Source organism: Gimesia chilikensis (genome assembly GCF_007744075.1).
Lineage (GTDB): Bacteria > Planctomycetota > Planctomycetia > Planctomycetales > Planctomycetaceae > Gimesia > Gimesia chilikensis_A.
Window position 1 is genome coordinate 1134782 of the sequence record NZ_CP036266.1, and the last position, 22556, is coordinate 1157337.

The 22556-nt window shown below is 54.1% G+C and carries 24 protein-coding genes; 22 read left to right on the forward strand and 2 right to left on the reverse strand.

The window, feature by feature from the left end:
* The first annotated feature begins 72 nt into the window (after positions 1 to 72).
* From HG66A1_RS04445 to HG66A1_RS04540, 20 genes are all read left to right on the forward strand, one after another.
* A complete protein-coding gene (locus HG66A1_RS04445) occupies positions 73 to 402 on the forward strand; it encodes a hypothetical protein (RefSeq protein ID WP_145181037.1) in 330 nt (109 codons plus the stop codon).
* A 34-nt stretch (positions 403 to 436) separates the two neighbouring features.
* The gene (locus HG66A1_RS04450) at positions 437 to 880 is read left to right on the forward strand and encodes a hypothetical protein (protein ID WP_145181038.1); all 444 of its coding nucleotides are present in this window, start codon (positions 437 to 439) and stop codon (positions 878 to 880) included.
* 95 nt (positions 881 to 975) lie between these two features.
* Positions 976 to 1515, forward strand: coding sequence for a DUF5662 family protein (locus tag HG66A1_RS04455; protein WP_232106751.1), 540 nt, complete (start codon positions 976 to 978; stop codon positions 1513 to 1515).
* The gene (locus HG66A1_RS04460; RefSeq protein WP_145181039.1) at positions 1512 to 1994 is read left to right on the forward strand and encodes a hypothetical protein; all 483 of its coding nucleotides are present in this window, start codon (positions 1512 to 1514) and stop codon (positions 1992 to 1994) included. Before HG66A1_RS04455 ends, HG66A1_RS04460 begins: the two co-directional genes overlap by 4 nt.
* Before the next feature lie 51 nt (positions 1995 to 2045).
* Complete coding sequence (locus tag HG66A1_RS04465) at positions 2046 to 2585, forward strand: hypothetical protein (RefSeq protein WP_145181040.1); 540 nt, start codon at positions 2046 to 2048, stop codon at positions 2583 to 2585.
* Positions 2586 to 2623: 38 nt separating this feature from the next.
* Positions 2624 to 3307, forward strand: a complete 684-nt coding sequence (locus HG66A1_RS04470) for a class I SAM-dependent methyltransferase (protein WP_145181041.1) — start codon at positions 2624 to 2626, stop codon at positions 3305 to 3307.
* 45 nt (positions 3308 to 3352) lie between these two features.
* Entirely contained in the window at positions 3353 to 4069 is a 717-nt protein-coding gene (locus HG66A1_RS04475) for a dual specificity protein phosphatase family protein (protein WP_145181042.1), read from the forward strand.
* 85 nt (positions 4070 to 4154) lie between these two features.
* Positions 4155 to 4883 (forward strand): DUF4261 domain-containing protein, encoded by a 729-nt coding sequence (locus HG66A1_RS04480; protein ID WP_145181043.1) that lies wholly within the window; start codon positions 4155 to 4157, stop codon positions 4881 to 4883.
* Positions 4884 to 4916: 33 nt separating this feature from the next.
* Positions 4917 to 6308: a DHA2 family efflux MFS transporter permease subunit gene (locus HG66A1_RS04485; RefSeq protein WP_145181044.1), complete on the forward strand. Its 1392-nt coding sequence runs from the start codon at positions 4917 to 4919 to the stop codon at positions 6306 to 6308.
* Positions 6309 to 6528: 220 nt separating this feature from the next.
* Positions 6529 to 6903 carry a hypothetical protein gene (locus tag HG66A1_RS04490; protein ID WP_145181045.1) on the forward strand — a complete coding sequence of 125 codons (375 nt, stop codon included), beginning with the start codon at positions 6529 to 6531 and terminating at the stop codon, positions 6901 to 6903.
* A gap of 171 nt (positions 6904 to 7074) precedes the next feature.
* Complete coding sequence (locus HG66A1_RS04495) at positions 7075 to 7809, forward strand: alpha/beta hydrolase (protein WP_145181046.1); 735 nt, start codon at positions 7075 to 7077, stop codon at positions 7807 to 7809.
* Between the two features lie 39 nt (positions 7810 to 7848).
* Positions 7849 to 8244 carry a hypothetical protein gene (locus HG66A1_RS04500; RefSeq protein ID WP_145181047.1) on the forward strand — a complete coding sequence of 132 codons (396 nt, stop codon included), beginning with the start codon at positions 7849 to 7851 and terminating at the stop codon, positions 8242 to 8244.
* Between the two features lie 460 nt (positions 8245 to 8704).
* Positions 8705 to 9499, forward strand: a complete 795-nt coding sequence (locus tag HG66A1_RS04505; protein WP_197996980.1) for a DUF2314 domain-containing protein — start codon at positions 8705 to 8707, stop codon at positions 9497 to 9499.
* Between the two features lie 17 nt (positions 9500 to 9516).
* On the forward strand, positions 9517 to 9975 hold the full coding sequence (locus HG66A1_RS04510) for an NUDIX hydrolase (RefSeq protein ID WP_145181049.1): 459 nt from the start codon (positions 9517 to 9519) through the stop codon (positions 9973 to 9975).
* A gap of 92 nt (positions 9976 to 10067) precedes the next feature.
* On the forward strand, positions 10068 to 10361 hold the full coding sequence (locus tag HG66A1_RS04515) for a hypothetical protein (RefSeq protein WP_145181050.1): 294 nt from the start codon (positions 10068 to 10070) through the stop codon (positions 10359 to 10361).
* 66 nt (positions 10362 to 10427) lie between these two features.
* Positions 10428 to 10859, forward strand: coding sequence for an NUDIX domain-containing protein (locus tag HG66A1_RS04520; RefSeq protein WP_145181051.1), 432 nt, complete (start codon positions 10428 to 10430; stop codon positions 10857 to 10859).
* Positions 10860 to 10911: 52 nt separating this feature from the next.
* Complete coding sequence (locus HG66A1_RS04525; protein WP_145181052.1) at positions 10912 to 11352, forward strand: hypothetical protein; 441 nt, start codon at positions 10912 to 10914, stop codon at positions 11350 to 11352.
* Positions 11353 to 11427: 75 nt separating this feature from the next.
* The gene (locus HG66A1_RS04530; RefSeq protein WP_145181053.1) at positions 11428 to 12015 is read left to right on the forward strand and encodes a hypothetical protein; all 588 of its coding nucleotides are present in this window, start codon (positions 11428 to 11430) and stop codon (positions 12013 to 12015) included.
* A gap of 145 nt (positions 12016 to 12160) precedes the next feature.
* The gene (locus tag HG66A1_RS04535) at positions 12161 to 12931 is read left to right on the forward strand and encodes a HEAT repeat domain-containing protein (protein WP_145181054.1); all 771 of its coding nucleotides are present in this window, start codon (positions 12161 to 12163) and stop codon (positions 12929 to 12931) included.
* 131 nt (positions 12932 to 13062) lie between these two features.
* Positions 13063 to 13860, forward strand: a complete 798-nt coding sequence (locus HG66A1_RS04540) for a phytanoyl-CoA dioxygenase family protein (protein WP_145181055.1) — start codon at positions 13063 to 13065, stop codon at positions 13858 to 13860.
* 908 nt (positions 13861 to 14768) lie between these two features.
* Here the strand turns inward: HG66A1_RS04540 and HG66A1_RS04545 are convergent.
* Positions 14769 to 17237, reverse strand: coding sequence for an MMPL family transporter (locus tag HG66A1_RS04545; protein WP_145181056.1), 2469 nt, complete (start codon positions 17235 to 17237; stop codon positions 14769 to 14771).
* 343 nt (positions 17238 to 17580) lie between these two features.
* Here HG66A1_RS04545 and HG66A1_RS04550 point away from each other — a divergent pair, with 343 nt between their 5' ends.
* Complete coding sequence (locus HG66A1_RS04550; protein WP_145181057.1) at positions 17581 to 18795, forward strand: C45 family autoproteolytic acyltransferase/hydolase; 1215 nt, start codon at positions 17581 to 17583, stop codon at positions 18793 to 18795.
* A gap of 86 nt (positions 18796 to 18881) precedes the next feature.
* On the opposite strand, the gene HG66A1_RS04555 is transcribed toward HG66A1_RS04550, so the two are convergent.
* On the reverse strand, positions 18882 to 19763 hold the full coding sequence (locus HG66A1_RS04555; RefSeq protein ID WP_145181058.1) for an NAD(P)H-hydrate dehydratase: 882 nt from the start codon (positions 19761 to 19763) through the stop codon (positions 18882 to 18884).
* Positions 19764 to 20156: 393 nt separating this feature from the next.
* Between HG66A1_RS04555 and glgP the strand changes: the two genes are divergently transcribed.
* Positions 20157 to 22310, forward strand: a complete 2154-nt coding sequence (gene glgP / locus HG66A1_RS04560) for an alpha-glucan family phosphorylase (protein WP_145181059.1) — start codon at positions 20157 to 20159, stop codon at positions 22308 to 22310.
* Positions 22311 to 22556 lie beyond the last annotated feature (246 nt).

Below are 22556 nucleotides of genomic sequence, written 5' to 3' on the forward strand. Positions count from 1 at the left end.
TTTCTCTGAGTACTTCCTGTTCTGGTATTTATCAATGAGTTCACCCTGTTTTACTCGTTATAAGTTGAAATCATGAATGCTGAAGAAGCACGGGCTCTGATTTTGAGAGAAAGCACAGAAGGGATTGCTTATTCCACACGTTGGGGAAAGTATCCCGATCGCGCACATTTTTCTCAAATCATTGAGGCGATCCAGATTTTGCATCGGAACAATCGTGGTCAAAAACAGGTCGATCGGGAACTCTTTGCTGCCCTGTTTGTGATAGGAGATCAGGTGCAGGGAAATCTTGATGGTGCTATAAGTAAAAATATCGAAATACCCGCCTGGTTTCAGGAAGAGGGAATCGTCGAGTTAACCTCGGCACTGTATGCAATTTTTGAAGACCATGATGAATTGGAATAAATCTACACTCTGACAAGGAATGTATTACTCTCTGATGTCATATCAATTCAATGCGGTTTTTTCGTGTGAAGAATCTCTTATCAGTGAACAATATGAGAATGAGCAGTTCGTCATTCAAAATATCACCGATCATAAACTGAAAACCGGAATTCAATTCAAGCAGTATTTCGATCTGGAATTCAGGATGTCGATTGCTGTACTATCTCGGTTGGTTGGCTTGATTTCATGTTTTGAAATCACAGAGGGAGTATGGGTGCATCATGGTTCAACCCCTGATGGGAGACGAAGATTTATTGACGGAATGTTGTTTCGAGATTCTAACCTGCACCTTTCCACAAGGCAGTACTGCGAATCCGATGCGAGAAAAGTGAATCAAAGAGACGAGGTATGGTACTCACTCTTTGAATCATATGGTCTTTCTTTCAGTGATGTGTTCTCGTTCCCCGACATGTCCCGGGCGTTTTGGGGAAATCAGTGATTTTTAAAGTTGAATCGGACTGATTCTTTTTAATTACCTCTGAATCAAATTTTATTTTGAACGATTCCTGTTTCAATTAAAGTGAGGTAAGCACATTGCAAGAGCCGACGCCGGAGATGGTGACTTTCTATGAACGCCGGACGCGGGCGCATATTGAACGGGTGCGGCGGAATCTGGCGCTGCTGGCGGCGGAATGGGCGTGCGGGGAGGAACTGCTGGCGCGGGGTGAAGTGCATGATGCTTCCAAGTTTGAAGACGCGGAACGCGTGCCTTATATCTGGCTGACCGAATATCATCGCTGCCGGTGGCGGAACATTCCGTTTACTTATCCGGAGGGAATGGAAGCCCGCACGCAGGCGGCGGTGCGGCATCATGTGAGCCACAACCGGCATCATCCGGAATTCCACGACGATCCGAATGAGATGACCGACGTGGATCTGATCGAGATGGTCTGTGACTGGACGGCGATGTCAGAGGAGTTCGGTCAGGACGGCGGCAGTGCCCGGGGCTGGGCCATGAAGACCATCGGTGAGCGGGTCGCTTTTAATGATGAGAAGACGCGGTTCGTGTTTGAGGTGATCGAACAACTGGACCGGCTGCGGACTTGTCATGGTGCGGGGGATCTAAAGCGATGACGTCTCGGCCCAAATACAGTCAACTGGAGATCGAACGTCGCTGGCTGACCGATGAGCGGTTGCTGCCGGATCTGTCGACGTTGCCTGGGCGGCGGCTCATCACGGACAAATATCTGAGTCAGGGGCGTTTGCGATTGAGAAAGATCGAAGGGGGAGACGACGTTCAGTATAAGCTCTGTAAGAAATACGGGAAGTGCAGCGAGATTGTCGAGCCCATCACAAACCTGTATCTCACGGCAGAAGAGTATGAACTGCTTGCGGACCTCCCTGGTAGAATGCTGGTACGCCAGCGGTTTTTGTATCGTTACCAGGACGTTCCTTTCAGTATTAATGTTGTGGTTGGTAAAGACGTGCCAGTCATTGCAGAAGCGGAATTTGCCAGTGAAAGGGAGGCCAGAGAATGCGAGCCGCCTCCGTTTTGTACTGAGGATGTCAGTGGACGGATTGAATATGAGGCTGTCCGTATGGCTGTTGACTAGTCCCTTTCAGATTGAACCTGGGCTCATTGCGGTGTGAGGAATTTTACTTCGATGGACTTTGAAAAACTCTGGCCGGATTTAGAGTGGGTAATTGATGAACTGAAGGATGGCATGTCATTCTTTGAAGGGTACGTGACTTCGATTGCTCCGAACCGAATTGCAGCAGGGGTGTCAAAAATCGATGAGGCAGCAGTGCGTTGCGACTATCATCAGCATCTCTGGTCAAGTGTTGTCGTTCAAGCTGATCAAGTACAGGAATATTCGCCTGAGGAGTATGAGAAACGATTTCGCGAAGAGCAGATCGTTCTGTTTTATGTCGACTATGAGAAGAAGATCACAGGGAATACCTTTAACTTCAAACTTGTGATAGAGGAAAACGACGCTCCGTCGAGTACATCGCTGGAAATTCTCTGTTATGGAGAAGCTGTGCTCAATAGCCGTTCCCCTAAAGCTGCCGTCGAAAAAGTAATCCTGGAATGTTGCGATCTGTGTGAGTTATTCGAAGGTGATGCGCTCTTCATTGGACCTGATACGATTCATTATCCCCGAAGTAAAGATGACAAGCTGCAGGAGTGGACGCGGATTATATAGCTGGCTCCTGCTGATATTTAAATAGATACGAAAGATTTATGGCATTTACTCTGGAGCAGGTGGTTCCCTGGGGGCGTTCGTTTGAGGAATATCGGGCGATGTTTGACCTGGGGGAGGCGGATCTTGCGCAGCGGATTCTGGGTTGCGGGGACGGGCCGGCCAGTTTTAATGCGACGCTGACGCGGCAGGGGGGCGCGGTGGTCTCGGTGGATCCGTTGTATGCGTTCTCTGCCGGGGAGATCGGTCAGCGGATTGACGAGACATTCGTGACCGTATTGCAACAGACGCGGGAGAATGCGGGTGAGTTTGTCTGGGAACAGATTCGCTCGGTCGAAGAACTGGGAGAGATCCGCAGGGCTGCAATGCAGGAGTTTCTGGCTGACTATCCGACGGGGAAGGCGCAGGGGCGCTACCGGGAGGCGGCGTTGCCTGTGTTGCCGTTTGAGGAGGCTGCCTTTGATCTGGCGGTCTGCTCACACTTTCTGTTTTTGTACAGCGCGCACTTTTCCCTTGAGTTTCATCTGGCTTCCCTCAGGGAGTTATGCAGGGTGGCTCGCGAGGTGCGTGTGTTTCCGTTGCTGGAACTGGGGGCGAGACCGTCCCGGTATCGCGAACCGGTCGTGGCAGAACTGTCCGCGGAGGGTTATGATGTGCAGATCAGACGCGTGACTTACGAGTTTCAGAAACAGGGAAACGAAATGCTGGTGATTTCGGTTCCTTAATACTGAGAACCCGCCCGACAATCTTACTGTTTCAAGTTGCCCTGTATGAGAATTGGTTTTCTACTGCTGCTGATTGCGGTGCTGCTGGTGCTGGCTGCCGGGATGCACCAGGGGCTGTGGTGGCTGCTGCTCTGGCCTGCGTTCAGCTTTGCGCTGGTGGCGGCGGGGTATTTTGGTCTCGGTCCCCGGGTGTTTAACAAATCGGAAGCGGGGCTGGTGCCGTTGTTCAATCGGTGTCTGTTGTTTCCCTACCTGCTGTATCTGAACGGGGTCTGGCATGTGTCGCGGCTGTTGAGACCGGAGCCGCCTTTGAATCAGTTGACGGAGAACCTGTTTGTCAGTCGGCGTCTGTTGTCCCATGAGCTGCCGGCGGAGATTGTGCATGTGATTGATCTCACGTGTGAGCAGAGTGAACCACGGGAGCAGCGTTTGCGTGGCTATCACTGCTTCCCTATTCTGGACCGAGAAGCACCGTCGGTTGAAGCGTTATCTGAATGGATTTCCCAAGTCGCAGCGTTGCAGGAACCTGTATTGATCCACTGCGCTGAGGGCCATGGTCGGACGGGGCTGTTTACTGCGGCGCTGCTGTTGTATACCCGGCAGTGTGGGAGTGTGGAAGAATCGCTGCGTTTTATTCAGAGCCGGAGACCACTGGTGCGCTTGAGCGGAGCACAGCGTCGCGTGTTACAGACTTTTTATGAAGGGCTGGAAACCGCGGCACCATTACCGGTTGCAGACGAGTCGCGGAGTGACGATGATTGAACTCGCAGAGTAAATATTCCGGCTGAATATCTGTCTTAGCGCGAGGCAGCCGGGCAGAGGAGTTTTATCAGAGAGGAGTCAAGCGGTGGATACCATCGTCTGTATTCCGATGTCAATCAAAGGGCCGGAGGAACTGCTGCCGCTGGTTATGAATGAGACCGGGGGCAAGTACCTTTATGCCGGTTCCATTTTGATGTCGGTCGAACATAAATTCTCGGCGCATTGTGAATTTGGTGAGCACGATGACCAGATTTCCGTTGCCTTTCAACTGGGAGGGCAGGGCAGCATCAGCGGTGAAGATATCGCGACGCTGGATACGCATCAGTGTGTGCTGTACCTGATCTGGCCCAATGCGGGGCTGAATGAGTTGTACCGGCTGCATGCCTTGATCAATGTCTGCCTGGATTGTGGCGGGCTGGGTGTCAAATTCGAAAATTCGGGAGTCGCCCATTCAGCGGCTGACTGGCGGGCGAAAAACTTTGCTGAAGATACGCTGGACCTGTTGCAGTCGCATGTGATGCTGGTGGGCTGTGAGACGCATTTTTACAGCACCGGCATGCACATCTTCGGGATGCCCGATGCCGCGGTGCCTGCGAGTGTGGAGAATCGTGAGGCCGCTTTCCTGTTGACCGAGTTCAATCACTACCAGATGTGCGAGTCGCCTGTGTTTGAAGAGGGGCATACGTTTTCGACGAGTGCAGACGCGCCTTATTATCGCATCTCTCGAAAAGATGACTGGATCAATGCGGACGAAGAATGCTTTGCTAATCCATTCGGCAGGTATCTGCTGGAGCCACTGGACCTCCCGGCCTGAGACTGGAAAACTGTTGCTGATCCCATGAGTAAGATGACGACCACAGTTCCACGGATTCCTGTACTGACGTGGAAAATCTCCGCGGTGACTGGTGCCGGGGCCTTTATGGCGATGCTGGATTCTACAGTGGCGAATCTGGCAATCGAATCGATTCGGTCCGACCTGCAGTCAACACTGACTCTGGTGCAGTGGGTGGCGACCGGCTATCTGTGTGCCCTGGCAGTCTCACTGCCGACAGTAGGCTGGCTGGGCAAACGCTTCGGATATGGACGCACCTGGGCGGGGAGTCTGATTGCGTTTGTGCTCGCTTCTGCCTTTTGTGCGCTGTCTCCGGGACCGGTGAGCCTGATTATTGCGCGGGTACTGCAGGGCCTGGCGGGAGGCATTATGGTGCCTGCGGGGCAGGCGATCATTGGTTCGACGGCGGGAAAGAAAGAGCTGGGTCGAATTATGGGGCTTTTGGGACTGGTGATTGCGCTGGGGCCTGCCATCGGTCCCGCGGTGGGTGGTGTCTTGCTCGAAACGACTTCGTGGCGGTGGCTGTTCTGGATCAATGTACCACTGGGAATTATCACTCTGCTGGCAGCCCGTAATCTGGTGCCAGCTGGCGAATTGAATGAGGGACAGCGTCTGGACCGCTGGGGGTTTCTGTTGCTCAGTCTGGGACTGCCGCTTTTGCTGTATGGGAGTACCGAGACCGGCGTTTCCGGCGGTACGGTGTTAACCGTAGGAGCGATGCTGGGAGGTGTGGTGCTCTCAATGGCGTTTACGTTGCATGCCTTTCGCGCGGCGGATCCGTTGATCGACTTGCGTCTGCTGCGGAACAAGACGTTTACAACCGCCACGCTGACGACCGGATTGACCGGAGCGAATATGTACGGCGCGCTGCTTCTGCTGCCCTTGTATTTTCAGATTGAACTCGATCAGAGTCTGACGCGAACGGGACTGCTCCTGCTGGTAATGGGACTGGCCAGTGCGCTGGTACTGCCGGTGGGGGGGACCCTGACCGACCGCTACAGTGCCGGGCAGGTTTCCCTGTGGGGAGCGGTGCTTCTGTTCTGTTCGAGTCTGCCGTTTCTATATTCAGAGATACTGTCGCCACCGATTCTGTTTATCGCGCTGGCGATGCGGGGAGCCGGAATTGCACTGGCGCAGATGCCTGCGATGACAGCCGCTTATACGGCAGTGACAGCGGAACAGATGGGAGATGCGGCGACGCTGGTGAATATCACACAGCGGATCGGCGGGGCGGTAGGGGCGATCTGTATTGTGATTATGCTGCAACACATGGGACGGCAGACTGATTTGAGCCCCCATGTCTGGGCCAGCGGTGTGTTGACCGCGATTTCATTGCTGGTGGTGATCACGGCTTTCCGATTAAATCAGAATTTCTCCAATAAAGCCGAAGTCGAATCGAATAGCTAGCACTCCAGTCTGCGCTGATTCTGATCTGCGAGGTTTAGAATGTGTTGCAGGCCGTTTATCTCTCAATGATGAAAAGGTTTATGATAAGTCTGTGGGGGTGGATCGGTTGTGAAAGCGGAGCAGATCCGACTGAGGGGATTGTGCCTGTAATCTGATTGACCCCGGTCTAACGGGCGGGTACGATTTGAATCCGTAAATTTGTTCACATTAAAGGGTCGCTATGACAGAGCAGGCTGGAACCAGTTCCTGGTTGAAACGGATCAGAATATTTACGGGCTTACTGCTGATGGCACTGGCCGTCGGTGGGGCAGTGATGCTGGCGACCGCTGGTGGTATGAGTAGCGGCACGCTGGCCAGCGGGCGTTCGGTAACCGCACAGTCTGACAGCTGGAAATTAGATGCTACTTACTCGGGTGATACGGCGACCATCAAAACCGCGGGGTTTAACATTGAGGTGACCCCCGATCGACTGAATGTGGATCGGCAGCGGATCGCGTTTATCGACTCCAGGGCGAAATCGGTGGGAGTGAAAGTGAAAGCAAATGAAATTATCTTTCATGCGGATGGGAAGTGGGTGGCCACTTATCGCCGGTAAGGGTTCTGCAGTGACCTGACTGAGTGCCTCGTGGCTGGTGCCAAATACTATTGCAAATCCGGGAAGTTCTGTCATGATAATCAGACAGTTATCCGCCCGTGCTTCAGCCGCTCTGTCGTTTTTGTAACAGGCAGGTTGGTGTGAAGCGGATCCCGTTGAAAGAGCAGTACCGTGACTCCTGCGCCTCAGGTCATGACTTCCGCTGCTGGTGATTATTCCCGAAACCTCTGGCTGGTGCCGGGACCGCAGGACAGCGTGCATCCACTCTGTCTGTTTCTGGACGCCGAACATTATCTCCGTGATATGGACTGTCTGCCGCTGATCAGCAAGTTGATGGCGGGAGGGCAGATTCCTCCCCTGACGCTGGCGTTCGTTTCTCATGTCAGCAGCGAAGATCGCCAGCGGGATTATCTCTGGAACCCGCGTTACTCGCAATTTCTCGCGCAGGAAGTCGTTCCCTGGGTATGTGCCCGTTCCCATGCGCAGGCTGAGGGGAATCTCATCTGTGGTCTGAGCCTGAGCGGTCTGGCTGCGGCGCATGTCGCGTTTCAGTATCCCGGGCTGTTCAGCCAGGTATTGTGCCAGTCGGGTTCGTTCTGGTGGCTCGCACAGCAGGAACCGGAGCTGCCTGTGAATCATGCGCGGTTCTGGTTGAGCGTGGGGGATCAGGAGACCGAGACCGAGGTAACGCATCCCCCGTCAGGCCTGTACCAGGAAATTTCGCAGATCGAAGGCGTGGAGTGGGCAGCAACCGCGTTTCAGGATCAGGGGGCCACGGTGCAGTATCAGCAGTACAAAGGGGGGCATGCGATTGCACCCTGGCGGGCCGAGTTGCCTGCGGCGCTCTGCTGGTTGCTGGCGGCGCAGCAGGTGGATAACGGCGTACATTCGCAGGGGATTTCCTGAAACAGGAGGCCGAATCACTGAAACCGTCGCTGGATCAATATGAGTCGAGATAAAACAGCCCGCTGCCTGGAAGAGATGCTCGCTTTTTTTCTGCGGCATTGTGAGGATAGAGGTACGCTGGGAGAGCTGTATCTGATGAGTCGCGATTCCGAGAGCTGGTGCCGGGGGCATGAACTGCATCGCCGGATTCGCGAAAAGACACAGTCTGCAGAACGCAGCGGTGATCTCTTGGGAGAGGCGCAGTACACGTTTGAAGAATGTTGCGCGAAGACGTTTTATAATCTCTCTGATGCGATGGTGCCGTTTTCAGAGGACACGCCATTCTGGATTATTCCGCAGGGATTTCGCCTGGCACGGCGGCTGGAGCTGGAGAATCCGTACGCGTTTACCTCGCTGCTGAGTTCGGAACATGAGCTGGGGACGAAGTTCATGTGAGGGAATTCTGTGGATCTTGTGTATTGTGATCAGTTGCTCTGAGTATTGATTATTGTAGGGGCCGCCCTGTGTGGCGGCCCGCGGTGTCGATGTCGTGTGAGTGGAGCCGTTCGAAAGTGGTGTCTGGGTCCAATCGATGTCTGCTTCAGTTCAGAATGTCACCAGGCGGGCGGGCACGCAGGCGCCGCCCCTACGGATTTCCCTGCAGCGATGTCTGTTTCTACCAGCATGTATTCTCTGACAGTTTCCTGTTCGCTGCGCTCACCCCGAATTACATTCGGGGCCATCTATTGTGTTATCGATTGTTTGGTGGTCAGGCCGGTTTTCAGGAGATTTTCTTGCTTTGACGGTGAAATCGTGTCAGGATTGGTTTCATGACTGGCGGCACATGTTGATTTCGCTGTTCCCGAATCAGAAAAAGCGAGGGTGATCTGCGATGGGGCTTGAAGACAGAATTGCAATGAGCAAAGGCGATGATCCGGAGATGCTGGCTGCGAGTCAGCAGGCGCGGAAGACATTCAAGTATTTCTGGCGGGAGCTTTCGTGGGAACGGCGGCGGATCTTACCCGCGCTGGATTTCGCGGCGGTGAAAGTGGGTTTTGCCGATGAGGGGATGTCCCCCGACGATCCCGAGCTGGAACACATGTGGGTGAGTGATGTGGAGTGTAATGGTCGCGAGATTATGGGCACACTGAATAATGACCCCGAGTGGGTGACCAGTGTCAAAGCCGGGGATCCGATCTGCGAGCCGCTGTCAGCACTTTCGGACTGGATCTATTCCATCCGGGGGCGGGCTTATGGCGGGTTTACCGTCAACCTGATCCGTTCGCGGCTGCCTGCCAGTCAGCGACGTGCGCACGACAAAGCGTGGGGCATGGAGTTCAGCGAGCCCGATGAGATCGAGGTAGTGTATGTGCCCACCGAGCCGGTTGGTTTTCTGGGACGACTGCTGGGTAAGAAGCCGGTGATCGACCCGGAAGAGCGGAAGTTGAATATGCTGGAGCATCCAATGTGCATCAACATGGGAGATTCTCTGCGGGAAGCCTTGCAGCAATCCAAAGAGATGGTGTATGAAACCGATGACGAGGGCTGGACGATGCTGCACCGCGAAGCGCTGGCCGGCAATGGTCTGGTTGTCCAAATTCTGCTGGAAGCAGGTGCCGACCCGACTTTAAAAACCCCCGAAGGCGATACACCATTCACGCTGGCCAAACGCTTTGGCTGGCGACATGTGATGAAACTGCTGGAGAAGTGAGTCAGAAATAAATTCTCATGACCGATATTACACTGGATTTGAATAACTACCGCGTGAATCTGCGGGTGGCGGCGATTGTGCGTCGGGAGGATGAGGTGCTGTTGTGTCGGCCCGTGGATCGGCAGTGGTGGTATCTGCCGGGGGGGCGGATCAAGACGAATGAAGATTCACTGACCGCCATGCATCGGGAGTTGACCGAAGAGATTGGTCCGGGGTTTGAAGTGCTGCGTCCGGTGATCGCGGCGGAGAACTTCTTCGAACTGGAAGGACGGAACTTTCACGAACTGAGTACCTATTACGAAGTCGCCTGGCACGGCGAGGAACTGGCGGGGACAGAAGAGAACGAACTCGAAGTCTTTGAATGGTGTCCGCTGTCTAAAATCTCTGGCCTGACGCTTAAACCGGATTTTGTGATCCCGCGAATTCTGGAGCCGCGCACTGAACTGGAGTTGATTGTGCACAGGGAAAACCAATGAAAGTGACGGATCGCGAATGATTCCGCTTTCATTAGATTCTGACTGCAGCATCGTTTGATAAATGCATCAGGTGGGGAAAACAGGGACAGCGCATGAAAACACTGGCGGATATGACGTTTGAATATATCTGGCTCATGATGTTTGGGGACGAAGACCAAATTGCGCCGGACTATGCAGTTCAGCTGCAAGAATCACTCAGCCTGTACTTCAACGAAATGACGAGTGCTGAAAAATCAGCCCTCAGTCAAGCAGCGGAACGGGCCAGGGATTTTCTGTTAGCAGATCCAGACGAAAATGGTTTTACACCACAGGCACTCGTTAGTAATGAGCAAAGAGAGATGTTGGATGCGTTTATTTCAGGAGAAGCTTTTGAATCATTCCTTTAATTGATTCAGCAATCCAATGAAATGGCACGCTTCTGGTTTCACTTATATTTCAACTGTGTGTGAAAAATGAATTACCGCGATCGCGTGTTTACGTATATCACCTGTGAAGACGCGCTGCTGGTATTCGATCATGTTGCGGTGCCGGAGGCGGGAACGCAGATTCCGGGAGGCACCATTGAGGCGGGTGAAGAACCTGCCGCCGCGGCGCTGCGCGAAGCCCGGGAAGAGACAGGGCTGGATGCGTTTTCCACACCTCAGCTGATCGCCCGCCAGACCATTGATCTGAAACCGTTCGGAAAACGGGAAATAATTGATGCATGGTATTACCATGTGCAGTATGCTGGGGAGCGGACAGATCGCTGGCGGCATTGGGAACAGACGCCCGGAGATGGCAGTCGGCAGCCGATTCTGTTCGAGTTGTACTGGCTCCCGCTGGACGGGGAGATCAAACTGCACGGTGCGGACGGCTGGTACCTGGAACTGGTGCGAAGCAGCTAAGTGATCTCCGCTTGTATTCTTTGATGTCTGTCTATGAGAGGTCGTGATCTGGATGGATAAAGAACGAAAGAAGCTGCTCAAGAAACTGTGCAAAGCAGAAGTGGAGCGAAGGTCACAAGAGTTAAAGGATCAATTAAAGGCTGCCAATCCGGCTGACTTAAGTGATGCTGATGCCTGGATGGCGAACTACAAGACCGGAACCAGACGAGAGCAATGGCTCAGGAAAAAACTGCCCACGCTACACAAAAAACGCCTTGAAGAGCTCTTTGTTGTGCATCCCTGCAACAGTTCCGGATGGTTTTCTGCAGAAGGAAATTATCTTCAATGTGAGGACTGTGGTTCGGCAGTCCCTTCGGTTAGTCGTGCCAGATTGATTAAGTACACGGGATGCCGCTGCAGGAATATCATCTATTGGCGTTTTTTTCGCTGGCATTGTTGGAAAATCAGACGACGAGAGCGCGTGATCACAGTCAAATTAATTGGCCGGGGCTGAGCGCTGAATCTAATCCAGGGGACAGCAAGTCAATGGTTGAATTGCTGATCCGGTAATAGAAAAGGTATCTGAATCGTGGGTATGCATGTTGGTCTGATTGCAACAAAATCATCTGTTGCTGATTTTTTGAAAGTGTTTCCGCGGGTGTTTCCTCACCTGGAGATCGTGGATGCGGCGGGTGATTTCCCTGATACTGATTCTATCTGGGAATGGAAAGACACGCACGAGGAGTTTGTCCCCTCCAGTGAGTGGCGCAAAGACAACCCGGGAAAAACGGTGTATCTCCTCTGGCAGGATGGTCCCTGGACGTTATTGTTCGATCCCTCTTACCTTCTGCCATCCGCTAATAAGGAGCTGGCAGTATTGAGCAACGAGATGGGGCAGGTGCTCTCTTTCATTATCGAAACGACGGGTGGCTGTGCGTTTTTCTCGTGTTTTGAAAACGGAGAGTTGCGGCGTGAGGTGATCTATAATGATGCCACAATACAGGAGCAGGGAACGCCCCTCCCTCAAGAGGCTGGGATTGATATGTCTCAGTATTACATGGATGAGACAGAAGCGCTCTGGTCGGCATGGGGAATTTCGCCTGCAGAGAGACTGGCATCACCGCTTGGTTGTCAGGCGATCTGTGTCATCGATCATACGGATTACAGTGATCTGTAACGATGGGGAAGTCCGAGGAGGGCTGATCACCGATTGATGGTAGAAGTAATTTCTGCCGGGTTGGATGCTGCTGAAATCAAACGCACGGTACCGGGCGAAGTGGGGAAGCCCCACTGACTGAACTCTGAATCAACAAAGGTGTTGTATGGCTACTCGTTATATTATCGCATTGGTGGTCTTGCTCGCAGTGATTGTGGGCCTACAGATGTCAGGCGTCTTTCGATTTGCAGGGAATATTTATCGCGAATGGTCTCTGAAGAACGTTGAGCGCGGTGATGTGAAGGCACTCAAATGGAGTCGGGAGTATCTCGATTCCGATGAGATACAAATCCGCGCCGCGGCGGCATCGAGTATCGGAAGGATTGGTCAGGCAGATCAGGCAACACTTACTGACTTGATTAAGAAAGTCGAAAACGACGTCGCCCGGGTCGCCAGCTCTGCTGCCTGGTCATTGGGGCACATCGAACTCATGGAACCTGAAGGAAATCGTACCGCGTACCAGTCGGAAGTTGTAGCTGCGCTGATTCGCGGGTTGTCGCATCAGGATAAAAAAGTGCGGAGAAGTGCAGCGTACGCACTTTCCAATTATGGTATGCGGGGAATTGACGCGAGCCCGGCGATACCGGCCCTGGTGGCGAAACTCAAAGATAAAGGGGTGGGATATATGGCAACACGAGCCCTGGGTGAAATGGGAGCCAGGGAGTCATCCGCTGATATCGCTGTACTGCTGGAAGGTGAAAACGAAACTTATCAATATGAGGCAGGTGTCGCGCTGGCGAAACTGCAGCCGTTGCCCGAGGAGATCCAGGCACAGTTGGATAGGTTACTGAAGGCGCATGATGATATCCGCAGGGCGGTCGAGATAGAAGTTCCTGATTATCAGACTGCCGGTACAAAGCAGCCGGTAAAAAAATGAGAATGAGATAACTTAATTTCACTACTTTAATTTTCCAAATCGGAATTGTATGATAACGGCATGAGCCGGGCCGGATCTGGCGTGATTGATCCGGTGGCCGGTGCGTGTCTTTATGATCAGAGTTGGAAACCATGGCATCACCATCACAGTCCCTGTCCCAGGAGCGGCTGTCTGCGGAAGAAGTTGAGAAATTCGAGCAGGACGGCTACCTGATTTTTCGGAATCTCTGTCCCGAATCGCTGCGGCAGGAGATGCTGGCGGCGACGCAAGAGGGGCTGGCGCAGGTTGTGGAGCCGGTCGAGTATGAGGCGGACGTGGAGTATCCCGGTTCGCCCGCGTCGCGGCAGGTGATTGGCGGGGAGACCGTGCGGCGGCTGAAACAGGCGCACAGCCGGGGGATGAGTTTTACCGATCTGGTGAACCACCCGGCGATTGTCAATCGTCTGACACCACTCCTGGGGGACGACTACGTGATGCCGCTGGCGCACCATAACTGCATCATGACCAAGCAGCCGCAGTTCAGCAGCGATACGCTGTGGCACCAGGATATCCGTTTCTGGTCGTTCGAGCGGAAAGAGCTGATCAGTGTCTGGGTGGCACTGGGTGAAGAGAACCGGGAGAACGGTTGTCTGAAAGTGATTCCCGGAACTCACCGGATGGAATTCGGTCCCGAGCGTCTGGACGAGCGGATCTTTCTGCGTCCGGACCTGCCGGAGAATCAGGCTCTGATTGAGACCGGTGTATTGGCAGAACTGCATCCCGGGGATGTGTTGTTTTTCCACTGCCGAACCTTTCATGCAGCGACACGGAACTTTACCGATCAGCCCAAGTTCTCGGCCGTGTTTACGTTCCGGCCAGCTGATAATCCGCCGGTGCCTGGTTCGCGGTCGGCGGCGCTGCCGGAGTTGATTATTCATACGCCTCGCTGAGGCGCTGGCTGGTTCTGGTTTGGGCGTCTTGCTGCGCCCCTTCTTCTTTTCACTGGTGGTTGATGTGCGCTGGTGATGCTTCCTCTATGCGCGTTGACGCCGATCGGTATGATTTCCTGCGCTGTTTTCGATTCTGTGAGGGTCGAAGGAGTTGTTGCGCGGAGAAAGGCTGACGCTGGTTCTGGTACCGGCGGCTGGTTCCGTACCGCTCAGGGTAGGTGGGCGGACTGTGCTTCCCTTGGGACGTTGATATTGGTGGCAGGTCGCCAGGCGGGCGGACACATGGGTACCGCCCCTTGTATCTACTCTTGACTGTCTGCAGTTCTTTGATTTGATCGGCTGATTGTGTTGAATGGCAGCGGGGAGTCAAGACAGAATTTTGTCCCGATGTGGCCGGATTTTGTCCTGGTGTGTCGTGGATTTTGTCCTGGTGTGGCCGGGGTTTGTCCTGGTGTGCCGTGAACAAAGTGGGGAGAACATTTCGCATGGGTTCATATTGTTCCAGTGGAAACAGAGTGAAAAGCGGCGTTGTTTCAGGTGGAAACGGGGCACTGGTGTTGAATGTTCCAGTGCTCGCCAACCTGCCTCGCGCGCGAGCCAGAGGGAGTAGCATACGATTCGGGAGAGGCGAATCAAGGGGAGTCTGTTCAGCGGTGAGTGCGGGAGGTTCAGTGGTGATGTTATCAGGTCAGGGAGGGAGAGGTTGTGGAAACGCCCGTGATTTTATGCTGTGGGTTTCCAGGTCGCTGCGTGCGGTGCGAATTGTATTTGGGGGCTCCCGGTTTTGGGGGCGGTTTCTGGATCTTCGTCAACCGTGGTTACCGGCGGCTGGTGCCTTGCTGCTCAGGGGGATGTGTCATTTGAAACGCCGTCACGGGTTATCTTGTTTGGATTATCGCTCGGCGAAATTATTTGGTGTGGGAGGTATCGAGTTCGGGGCGGGGCTTGGTTTCCAGGAACTGGGCGGCGCCGAGGTACTTGCCCCAGGAGCCGAAGTAGCCTCGATAGAGCATGATCAGGTAAGCGGGAACGATGATGGGGCGGATGATGAAGGTATCAAGCAGAACGCCGAAGGCGAGGGCGAAGCCCAGCTGCTGCATCCCGACCAGGGTACCTGCCATCAGCGAGGAGAAGGTTCCGGCCATGATGATCCCGCAACTGGAAATGATTCCGCCGGTACTCTTGAGGGCGGAGATGACGCCTTCGACGGGGTCGAGGCGTTTCTGTTCTTCATCGATGCGGGTGATGAGGTAGATATTATAGTCTTCGCCGACCGCGATGAGGATCGTGAAGAGGAACATAGGCACTTTCCAGTCGAGACCGGCAAAGTTCTGCGGATCGAGTGCCCAGAAGACGGCGAAGGTAATGCCGAGTGTGACGAGGTAGCTGAAGAAGACACTCACGATGAGGTATGCGGAAATCGCAGGTCGTCTGAGCAGGATGACCAGGATGATAAACACGCTGGCGAGCACGAGGACATCGATGCGGGCCTGGTCCTGGTCGGTCACATTTTTCAGGTCGCTGATACTGGCGGTGGCACCGATGTAATACAGGTCGGTATTCCCTTTGAGTTTATCGGGGAGCCCTTTGTTGACGGCGGTCTTCACGCGTTCGAGCTGTTTCATGCTGTCGTGCGAGAAGGGATCTTTCTCGAGGATCAGGTCCATGCGGGTGACATGATGTTCGAGCTCGGGTTCCGAACTGACGTAATAATTTTTGATGAGCTTGATCCGGCTCAGGGCGCCGATCTTTTTGAGGCCAGTGAGGTTCCTGGCCTTCTCCATTTCGTCGGCGGCACCGATGCCGAACGGTTTGGTCATGTTGCGGATGTCAGCGATACCGAGCTCGTCTTTCTGATCGAGCAGGGAAGCGGTGAGCTTCTCGATGGCATCGCGGCCTTCCGCGTCGGAGAAGTTGATGTCGGGATTCTCGAACAGCAGGGTCAAAGGTCCGGTGGCACCGGCGGGGTAGTGTCCCTGGACGGCCTTGGTGCCGATGACGCTGGGGTCTTCACTGGGCAGTTCCGAAAGCAGACCGTAGCTCAGGTTGCCATAACAGGCGAGGCTGATCAATGCGAAGGGGAACAGGACCAGGAAGGTGGAGAGCCAGATTTTGCCGGGATTCTTAAGCAGTCCCTGCGAGACCGTTTCCCAGACAGAGCCGGCCCAGTTGCGCTGCATAAGCCGGGCCATAACGCTGGAGGGGGTGAGCCAGCCTGCGGAAATGGCGACGCGTTCATTGAAGCTTTGAGGCCAGTAAGCGAAGCGTCCCGCCAGGCAGAGCAGGGCAGGCGTGAGGGTCAGGGAGGCCATCAGAACGAAGGACAGGCTGAGGGCCATGGCGACACCGGCCTGCTGAAATTTACCGAACTGGGCGAAGACCATCATGCCGATACCGCACATGGTGGTACCTGCACTGGCGGCGAGAGCCGCACCGACGGTGGCAATCGAGTTAGAGATCGCTTCTTTAAATGTACATTCTTTTTCGAGTTCCTCGCGATGGCGGGCAATGAGGAACAGACAATAATCGACGCCGGCCCCGTAGAGGATGACGGTCACGTAGACTTCAATGCCGGAGAAGAGTCCGACCCAGCCCCAGTCTCCCAGGATCGCCAGTACGGAGAGGGCGATCTGTACGGAGACGAAGACGGTAAACAGCGGGATGAGTGCCAGGATCGGTGCGCGATAGATGATGATCAGGAGCAGGATCACGAGCAGCACGGTCCAGAGTTCGGTGGCTTCGGCGCTCTGGTTGGCAGCGCGGATCATATCGCGTCCAACGGTGGCGATACCGCTCAGCGAGATATCGAGTCCGGGCTCGATTGTCTGTTTGAATACTTCGTCATTCTGAATCAGGTTTTCGATACTCTCGACGGTCTGCGCGTTGCTCTGATCGAGAAATTCGGTCGAGAGTTCCACAATGACCAGCGAGGCTTTGTTGTCTTCACTCTGCAGCAGGTCGCCGATCGATTTATCGGTGTAGGTGCGGATACGGGAGATGTTCGATGTCAGGGTCTGACTGTTGTTGTCTTTGCGTTCGGTGGCAAAGCCGCCCTGTTCTTCCGCAATTTCTTCAAGCCGGGGTTTGAGTGTATCCTCAATGAATTTCAGGTCTTTGGGGCGGAGTCCCTGGTCGCCATGTTCGCGACGGACAACGAGCACGATGCTGCTGGCCAGGAGGTCATCGGGAAAGGCGCGTTTAAAGAGTTTCTCACCCTGCAGACTGGGCGAGTCAGCGGGCATGAACGCAAATTCCCCATTTTGCACAACGCTGGACCACTCGGGCGCAACGTAAGAGACACCGGCGACTGCCAGAATCCAGAAGACAAGAAAGACTTGCCAGTAGCGGACAACGGTGTTACCCAGAACTCGAAACATAGGGATTGCTAACAAGGGAGCTTAGGATGAGACGTAAATCAAGCCCGACAGCGACTCAGCTGTTGCTGAGGAGTTTTTGAAACCCCAGCCTGAACTGTAAGGTATAAACGGTAACTTACAGGGCTTTGTGTGGGTTAATCTTCACACATTCCGGTAGCCGTTTGCAAGTCCAAGGGGCTTTGATTTGTGATCAAGGCCTGAAAACTGAGTTTATGTTCATTTTTTAGTTGAGTTGGGAAAATAGATTTTGTAAGACTGAGTGATTCTGGCATAATGAGGCAGACCGGAATTCACTTCTTATCAACCACTTCCGATCGTTGTGACAAGAGCAAAGGATCTTCTCATGCTTCGTAATCCGCGCCGTTTAACAGGTATCAGTTTTCTTCTGTTTCTAGCCCTGATCTGTCTGTCAGCGCGACCCGCTGCGGCTCAGACGATTGCCCGCTGTGGTGATGGCTGGCTGGAAAAAGTGGATGGCTACCTGGTGTTGCATCTCAAAGGGACGCATTACGAAATGGGTTACCAGCAGGGAGTTCTGCTGAAGGAGCACATCCGCAAGAACATGTATAACCTGTTGAATGAGAAGGGGGATACGACGCTTGTGGATTTTGGTCTGGTGAAACTCAAACCCCGCCAGGCGATTGAAACGGTGATTCAGATCCAGAAACCGTATACGCCGCAGAAGTATGTCGACGAGATGCAGGGGCTGGCTGCGGGGGCGGAAATCGCTTACGAGGATGTACGGGCGACGAACTTTATCCCTGAGATGTTCCACTGCAGCGGATTTTCTCTGGCGAACACTGCGACGAAGGATGGCACCCTGTATCACGGTCGTGTGCTGGATTACGCGTGTGACTGGGGACTGCAGGATCATGCAGTGCTGGTCGTCGCAGAGCCGAAAGGAGGCATTCCATTTGTGAATGTGACCTATGCGGGATTCATCGGTTCGGTCACCGGAATGAATATGAAGTCAGTTTCGATTGGTGAGATGGGTGGTCGTGGACTCGGACACTGGGCCGGAGTGCCGATGGCGTTTCTGGTTCGCGAAGTTCTGGAGACAGCCAAAGATCTGGACGAAGCGATTGCGGTCTTCAAAGACAACTATCGCACGTGTGAATATTATTACGTGATCGCGGATGGCAAAACGAATCGCTCGGTCGGGATGGCGACCAGCTGGGAGAAAATGCAGGTGATTCAACCTGGCGAATTTCATCCGCTGCTGCCGAACCCCGTTAAAGATTCCGCACTGCTGTCTGCGGGAGACCGCTACCAGGAACTCTCGAAGCGGGTGAAGAATGGCTATGGCAAATTCACCGCTGAGTCCGCAATCGAGCTGATGAGCCGTCCGGTGGCGATGAAGTCGAATCTGCACAACGTTCTGTTTGAGCCGAAATCGACGAAGCTGTGGGTCGCGAATGCCAGCACCGATGGTCAGCCGGCTGCGAATCAGAAGTATTTCAGCTTCCAGTTATCGGAACTGCTGAAACGGAAGCCGGACGCGAATTCGCCCCAGTATCCGATGCCGGTTGCCCAGGAAGTCTCACAGAAGACGAAATAGGCCCGGTGCGTGTTTACTGGTGCCCGATGTTTCGCTTTTCGATTTCGTGTCGATCTGTATGATGCGCGGTGGCCGACGGCAATCGCTCACTCACTTGGCTGATTGGCGAGGAGTTCGTGCCAGGCATCGGGGAGGTAGTCGATCAGGTCAGCGGCGATCATGGCGGGTTGCGTCAGATCGTCAGCAGCCAGGTCACCGGCGAGGCCGTGCAGGTACGCTCCCAGTTGGGCGGCGTCAAAAGGGGGCAGTCCCTGACCGGCAAGGGAGGTGGTCAATCCGGTGAGGACATCGCCTGTGCCTCCGGTCGCCATGCCTGCGTTACCGGTTGGATTCACGGCGATGCGGGAGCCATCGGTGATGATGGTGCCTGCGCCTTTGAGGAGCAGGATGACCTTGTGCTGTCGGGCGAATTCCAGCGCATGTGATTCCCGGTCAGCGGTGATCTCTTTGATAGTGACTTTAGTGAGTCGCGAAAATTCGCCGGGGTGTGGCGTCAGAATTCGGGGGCCGGCCGGATCGGGGAGAGGTGAGTCTGCTGCGGCGAGTGAGTTCAAGCCGTCGGCATCGACAATTAATGGTTGTGTGAGTTTCTCATACAGGTGCAGCGTCAAATCGCGGACCCAGGGACGTTGACCACAGCCGGGACCGATGGCGACGGCGTCGAAACCGGACAACTGGTCGAGCAGATTTGAGCGGGACTCGGGAGTGAGTTGATCTTCGGAGTCCATCTCGAGCGGAATAGTGAGGTAACAGGGATTGACTGAGGCCACAATGGATTGAACCGAAACAGGAGTCGCGATGAAGACCAGCCCCGAGCCGCCCCGCAGCGCACCCATGCCGGACAGACAGGCCGCACCACTCATGCCGGGACTGCCGGCAATGATCAGAACTTTGCCGAAGGTCCCTTTATGTGAGTCAGTCATGCGTTGTGGCAGAGAGGGCAGGTCTGTGATGCGCTGAATATTCATATTAAAATCTTTCAAATCCGGCGGACCTGATTACAATGTGTTCGCTTTTCGTCAGCCTGAAACGATTCGAAATATGATCCAGGGCTGATATTGAAAGCATTGTAGCAAACCGGAAATCGGGGTGCAGGGGTTAGTCTGGGTTGGCTGGGAGAGACAGGTTGAGGCTCTTCATTTTCAGATCGCGTTAACCTGTTGAAAGATTGGTTGTTAAGGCTCCCAGACGACGTTGAGATCATTATACTTTGAATACCTTTTTTGAACGGACTACTTTATCTATCATAATCCAGAGATCGCAGTTACGCGATGACTCCGGGGGCAGCAGTCAATCAGTCCCGGGATCGTTCTGGAGGATGACGGACTCGCATAAATCGAAATCGATTGGATGGATCTTCAATGCCAAGCAAGAAAACTGTGTATGAGAAGCTATGTGACCTGGCCGGTAACCTGTGGTGGAGTTGGCAGCCTGACGTTACTCAGATTTTTCATCTGATTGACCCGGATCGATGGGCGGATTTAAACCATAACCCGGTGCTGCTGCTGGAAGAATACAGTCCTGAGCAACTGGAAAAGAAACTGAGCAGCCTGAGTCTGCACTCCCGCGTGAACGTGGCTTATCGTCGCTGGCGGGAGTATATGGAGCGTTCGGAGACCTGGGGTTCGACCAACGCGACCATTCTGGGGCACCGCTGTGCGGCTTATTTTTCCGCGGAATTCGGGATTCATGAATCGCTGCATATCTACTCCGGCGGTCTGGGTGTGCTCGCTGGTGACCATCTGAAAAGCTGCTCTGACCTGGGACTGCCCCTGGTTGCTGTCGGCTTGTTCTACGGCGAAGGTTATTTTTCACAGCACATCGACAAAGAGGGCTGGCAGCAGGAATCGTACACGGAAGCCAAGACCAAAAATCTGCCGATCTCTCCCGCTTACACTCCTGATGGTAAGCCGGTGATGATTTCCGTGGCGACCCGTTCGGGTGAGATTTTTGCGAAGGTCTGGCGAATTGACGTCGGTCGTATCAAGCTGTATCTGCTGGATACCGATGTGCCGGAAAACAGTGAAGAGGATCGGAACCTGACCGCGCGTCTGTATGGCGGCGATCAGCGGACGCGTATCCGTCAGGAAATCATGCTGGGTATCGGCGGTGTACGGGCCCTGGCAGCGATTGGAATCAGTCCGAGTGTGATTCACATGAATGAAGGTCACTCCGCTTTTGCACCGCTGGAGCGGATCCGTGGTCGGATGCACGAAGATGGTTTCTCATTCGACGATGCTTTGCGTGATGTCGCGGCTTCCTGCGTCTTCACCACCCATACTCCCGTACCAGCCGGACACGACCGGTTTGATGCAGGCCTGGTGGAAGAACATGTGGGACCGCTGGGAGATCAGCTGGGTCTCGACCATCATGCGTTGATGGGACTGGGACGCGTCGATCCACAGAATGAAGGTGAGACCTTCTGTATGACCGTGCTCGCGTTCAAGTTGAGCCGACTGGCCAATGCGGTTTCGAACCTGCACGGAGTGGTGAGCCGCCGGATGTGGGCATCACTCTGGCCGTGGCGGAGTGAAGAAGAAATTCCCATTGGACATATCACCAACGGGGTGCACATGCCGACCTGGCTGGCAGCTCCCATGCGTGTGATTTACGACCGTGTCTTGCCGACCAAGTGGTACTATCGAACCGGCGAAGCCAGCGTCTGGGCGGGTATTGAAGAGATTACCCCCGGGGATTTGTGGGAGACGCATCAGGCGTTGAAAAATCGTCTGATCATTTACGCCCGCGATCAGCTGGAAATCCAGGCACGGCGGCGTGGGACTTCGGAAGAAGAAGTAGGCCATCTGCGAAATGCACTGAACCCGGACGCGCTGCTGATCGGTTTTGCCCGTCGGTTCGCGCCTTATAAACGTGCGGACCTGGTGATGAAGGACATGGAAAACTTCCTGAAGATCATCGAAGATTCCGAGCGGCCTGTGCAGTTCATCTTTGCCGGTAAAGCACACCCCGCCGATGAACGGGGTAAGCAGATCATTCAGCGGATCTTCAAGCTGACCCAGGAACCACCGTTCCGTGGTAAGATCGTGCTGCTGGAAGATTATGACATCAACCTGGGACGTCACCTGGTACAGGGGGTTGACGTCTGGTTGAATAACCCGCGGCGTCCTCTGGAAGCATCGGGTACCAGTGGTCAGAAGGTGGTGTTGAACGGTGGCTTAAACTGTTCCATCCTGGATGGCTGGTGGGCGGAAGCCTTCGATGGCAGCAACGGTTTTGCGATCGGCGAAGGTCGGACACACGTCAACCAGGAGATTCAGGACGACCGCGACGGTGTGAACCTGATGCGGGTGCTGCGTGATGAAGTCATTCCGTTGTACTATGATCGGAACTACGATGACCTGCCTTTAGGCTGGATTCACCGCATGAAACGGGCGATCCGGACACTGGGCTGGCGGTTCAATGCGGACCGGATGGTGATGGACTATGCAGAGAAAATGTATCTGCCCGCCGCTGGTGGTCTGTCCAGCCAGATCAAGGGAGATTCCTCTCTGTAGACGGAACTGATCAATTCCACAGCCATAAAAATCGCTACAACGGTCACAGGAGAGATGATTATAATTTCTCCTGTGACCGTTTTTTTATTAGGATCTGACAAAGCTGAAAGTGAAAGGGGATGGACTCGTAAAATCTGTACTTCCCGGGAAACATGGGGGGCAATCGGGAGCTAATTTTAAAGTGAATCTAGTAATTCACGAACGGGCCGACGGCGAAAGCACGGGCAGGAAGTCAAAGCCAGCCAG

Excerpts from the sequence above, each read along its gene's own strand:
- HG66A1_RS04445 (WP_145181037.1), top strand. The coding sequence starts at position 73 with ATGAATGCTGAAGAAGCACGGGCTCTGATTTTGAGAGAAAGCACAGAA.
- HG66A1_RS04515 (WP_145181050.1), top strand. The coding sequence starts at position 10,068 with ATGAAAACACTGGCGGATATGACGTTTGAATATATCTGGCTCATGATG.
- HG66A1_RS04460 (WP_145181039.1), top strand. The coding sequence starts at position 1,512 with ATGACGTCTCGGCCCAAATACAGTCAACTGGAGATCGAACGTCGCTGG.
- HG66A1_RS04510 (WP_145181049.1), top strand. The coding sequence starts at position 9,517 with ATGACCGATATTACACTGGATTTGAATAACTACCGCGTGAATCTGCGG.
- HG66A1_RS04500 (WP_145181047.1), top strand. The coding sequence starts at position 7,849 with ATGAGTCGAGATAAAACAGCCCGCTGCCTGGAAGAGATGCTCGCTTTT.
- HG66A1_RS04470 (WP_145181041.1), top strand. The coding sequence starts at position 2,624 with ATGGCATTTACTCTGGAGCAGGTGGTTCCCTGGGGGCGTTCGTTTGAG.
- HG66A1_RS04550 (WP_145181057.1), top strand. The coding sequence starts at position 17,581 with ATGCTTCGTAATCCGCGCCGTTTAACAGGTATCAGTTTTCTTCTGTTT.
- HG66A1_RS04465 (WP_145181040.1), top strand. The coding sequence starts at position 2,046 with ATGGACTTTGAAAAACTCTGGCCGGATTTAGAGTGGGTAATTGATGAA.
- HG66A1_RS04520 (WP_145181051.1), top strand. The coding sequence starts at position 10,428 with ATGAATTACCGCGATCGCGTGTTTACGTATATCACCTGTGAAGACGCG.
- glgP (WP_145181059.1), top strand. The coding sequence starts at position 20,157 with ATGCCAAGCAAGAAAACTGTGTATGAGAAGCTATGTGACCTGGCCGGT.
- HG66A1_RS04475 (WP_145181042.1), top strand. The coding sequence starts at position 3,353 with ATGAGAATTGGTTTTCTACTGCTGCTGATTGCGGTGCTGCTGGTGCTG.
- HG66A1_RS04540 (WP_145181055.1), top strand. The coding sequence starts at position 13,063 with ATGGCATCACCATCACAGTCCCTGTCCCAGGAGCGGCTGTCTGCGGAA.
- HG66A1_RS04555 (WP_145181058.1), bottom strand. The coding sequence starts at position 19,763 with ATGAATATTCAGCGCATCACAGACCTGCCCTCTCTGCCACAACGCATG.
- HG66A1_RS04505 (WP_197996980.1), top strand. The coding sequence starts at position 8,705 with ATGAGCAAAGGCGATGATCCGGAGATGCTGGCTGCGAGTCAGCAGGCG.
- HG66A1_RS04545 (WP_145181056.1), bottom strand. The coding sequence starts at position 17,237 with ATGTTTCGAGTTCTGGGTAACACCGTTGTCCGCTACTGGCAAGTCTTT.
- HG66A1_RS04450 (WP_145181038.1), top strand. The coding sequence starts at position 437 with ATGTCATATCAATTCAATGCGGTTTTTTCGTGTGAAGAATCTCTTATC.
- HG66A1_RS04535 (WP_145181054.1), top strand. The coding sequence starts at position 12,161 with ATGGCTACTCGTTATATTATCGCATTGGTGGTCTTGCTCGCAGTGATT.
- HG66A1_RS04490 (WP_145181045.1), top strand. The coding sequence starts at position 6,529 with ATGACAGAGCAGGCTGGAACCAGTTCCTGGTTGAAACGGATCAGAATA.
- HG66A1_RS04525 (WP_145181052.1), top strand. The coding sequence starts at position 10,912 with ATGGATAAAGAACGAAAGAAGCTGCTCAAGAAACTGTGCAAAGCAGAA.
- HG66A1_RS04485 (WP_145181044.1), top strand. The coding sequence starts at position 4,917 with ATGACGACCACAGTTCCACGGATTCCTGTACTGACGTGGAAAATCTCC.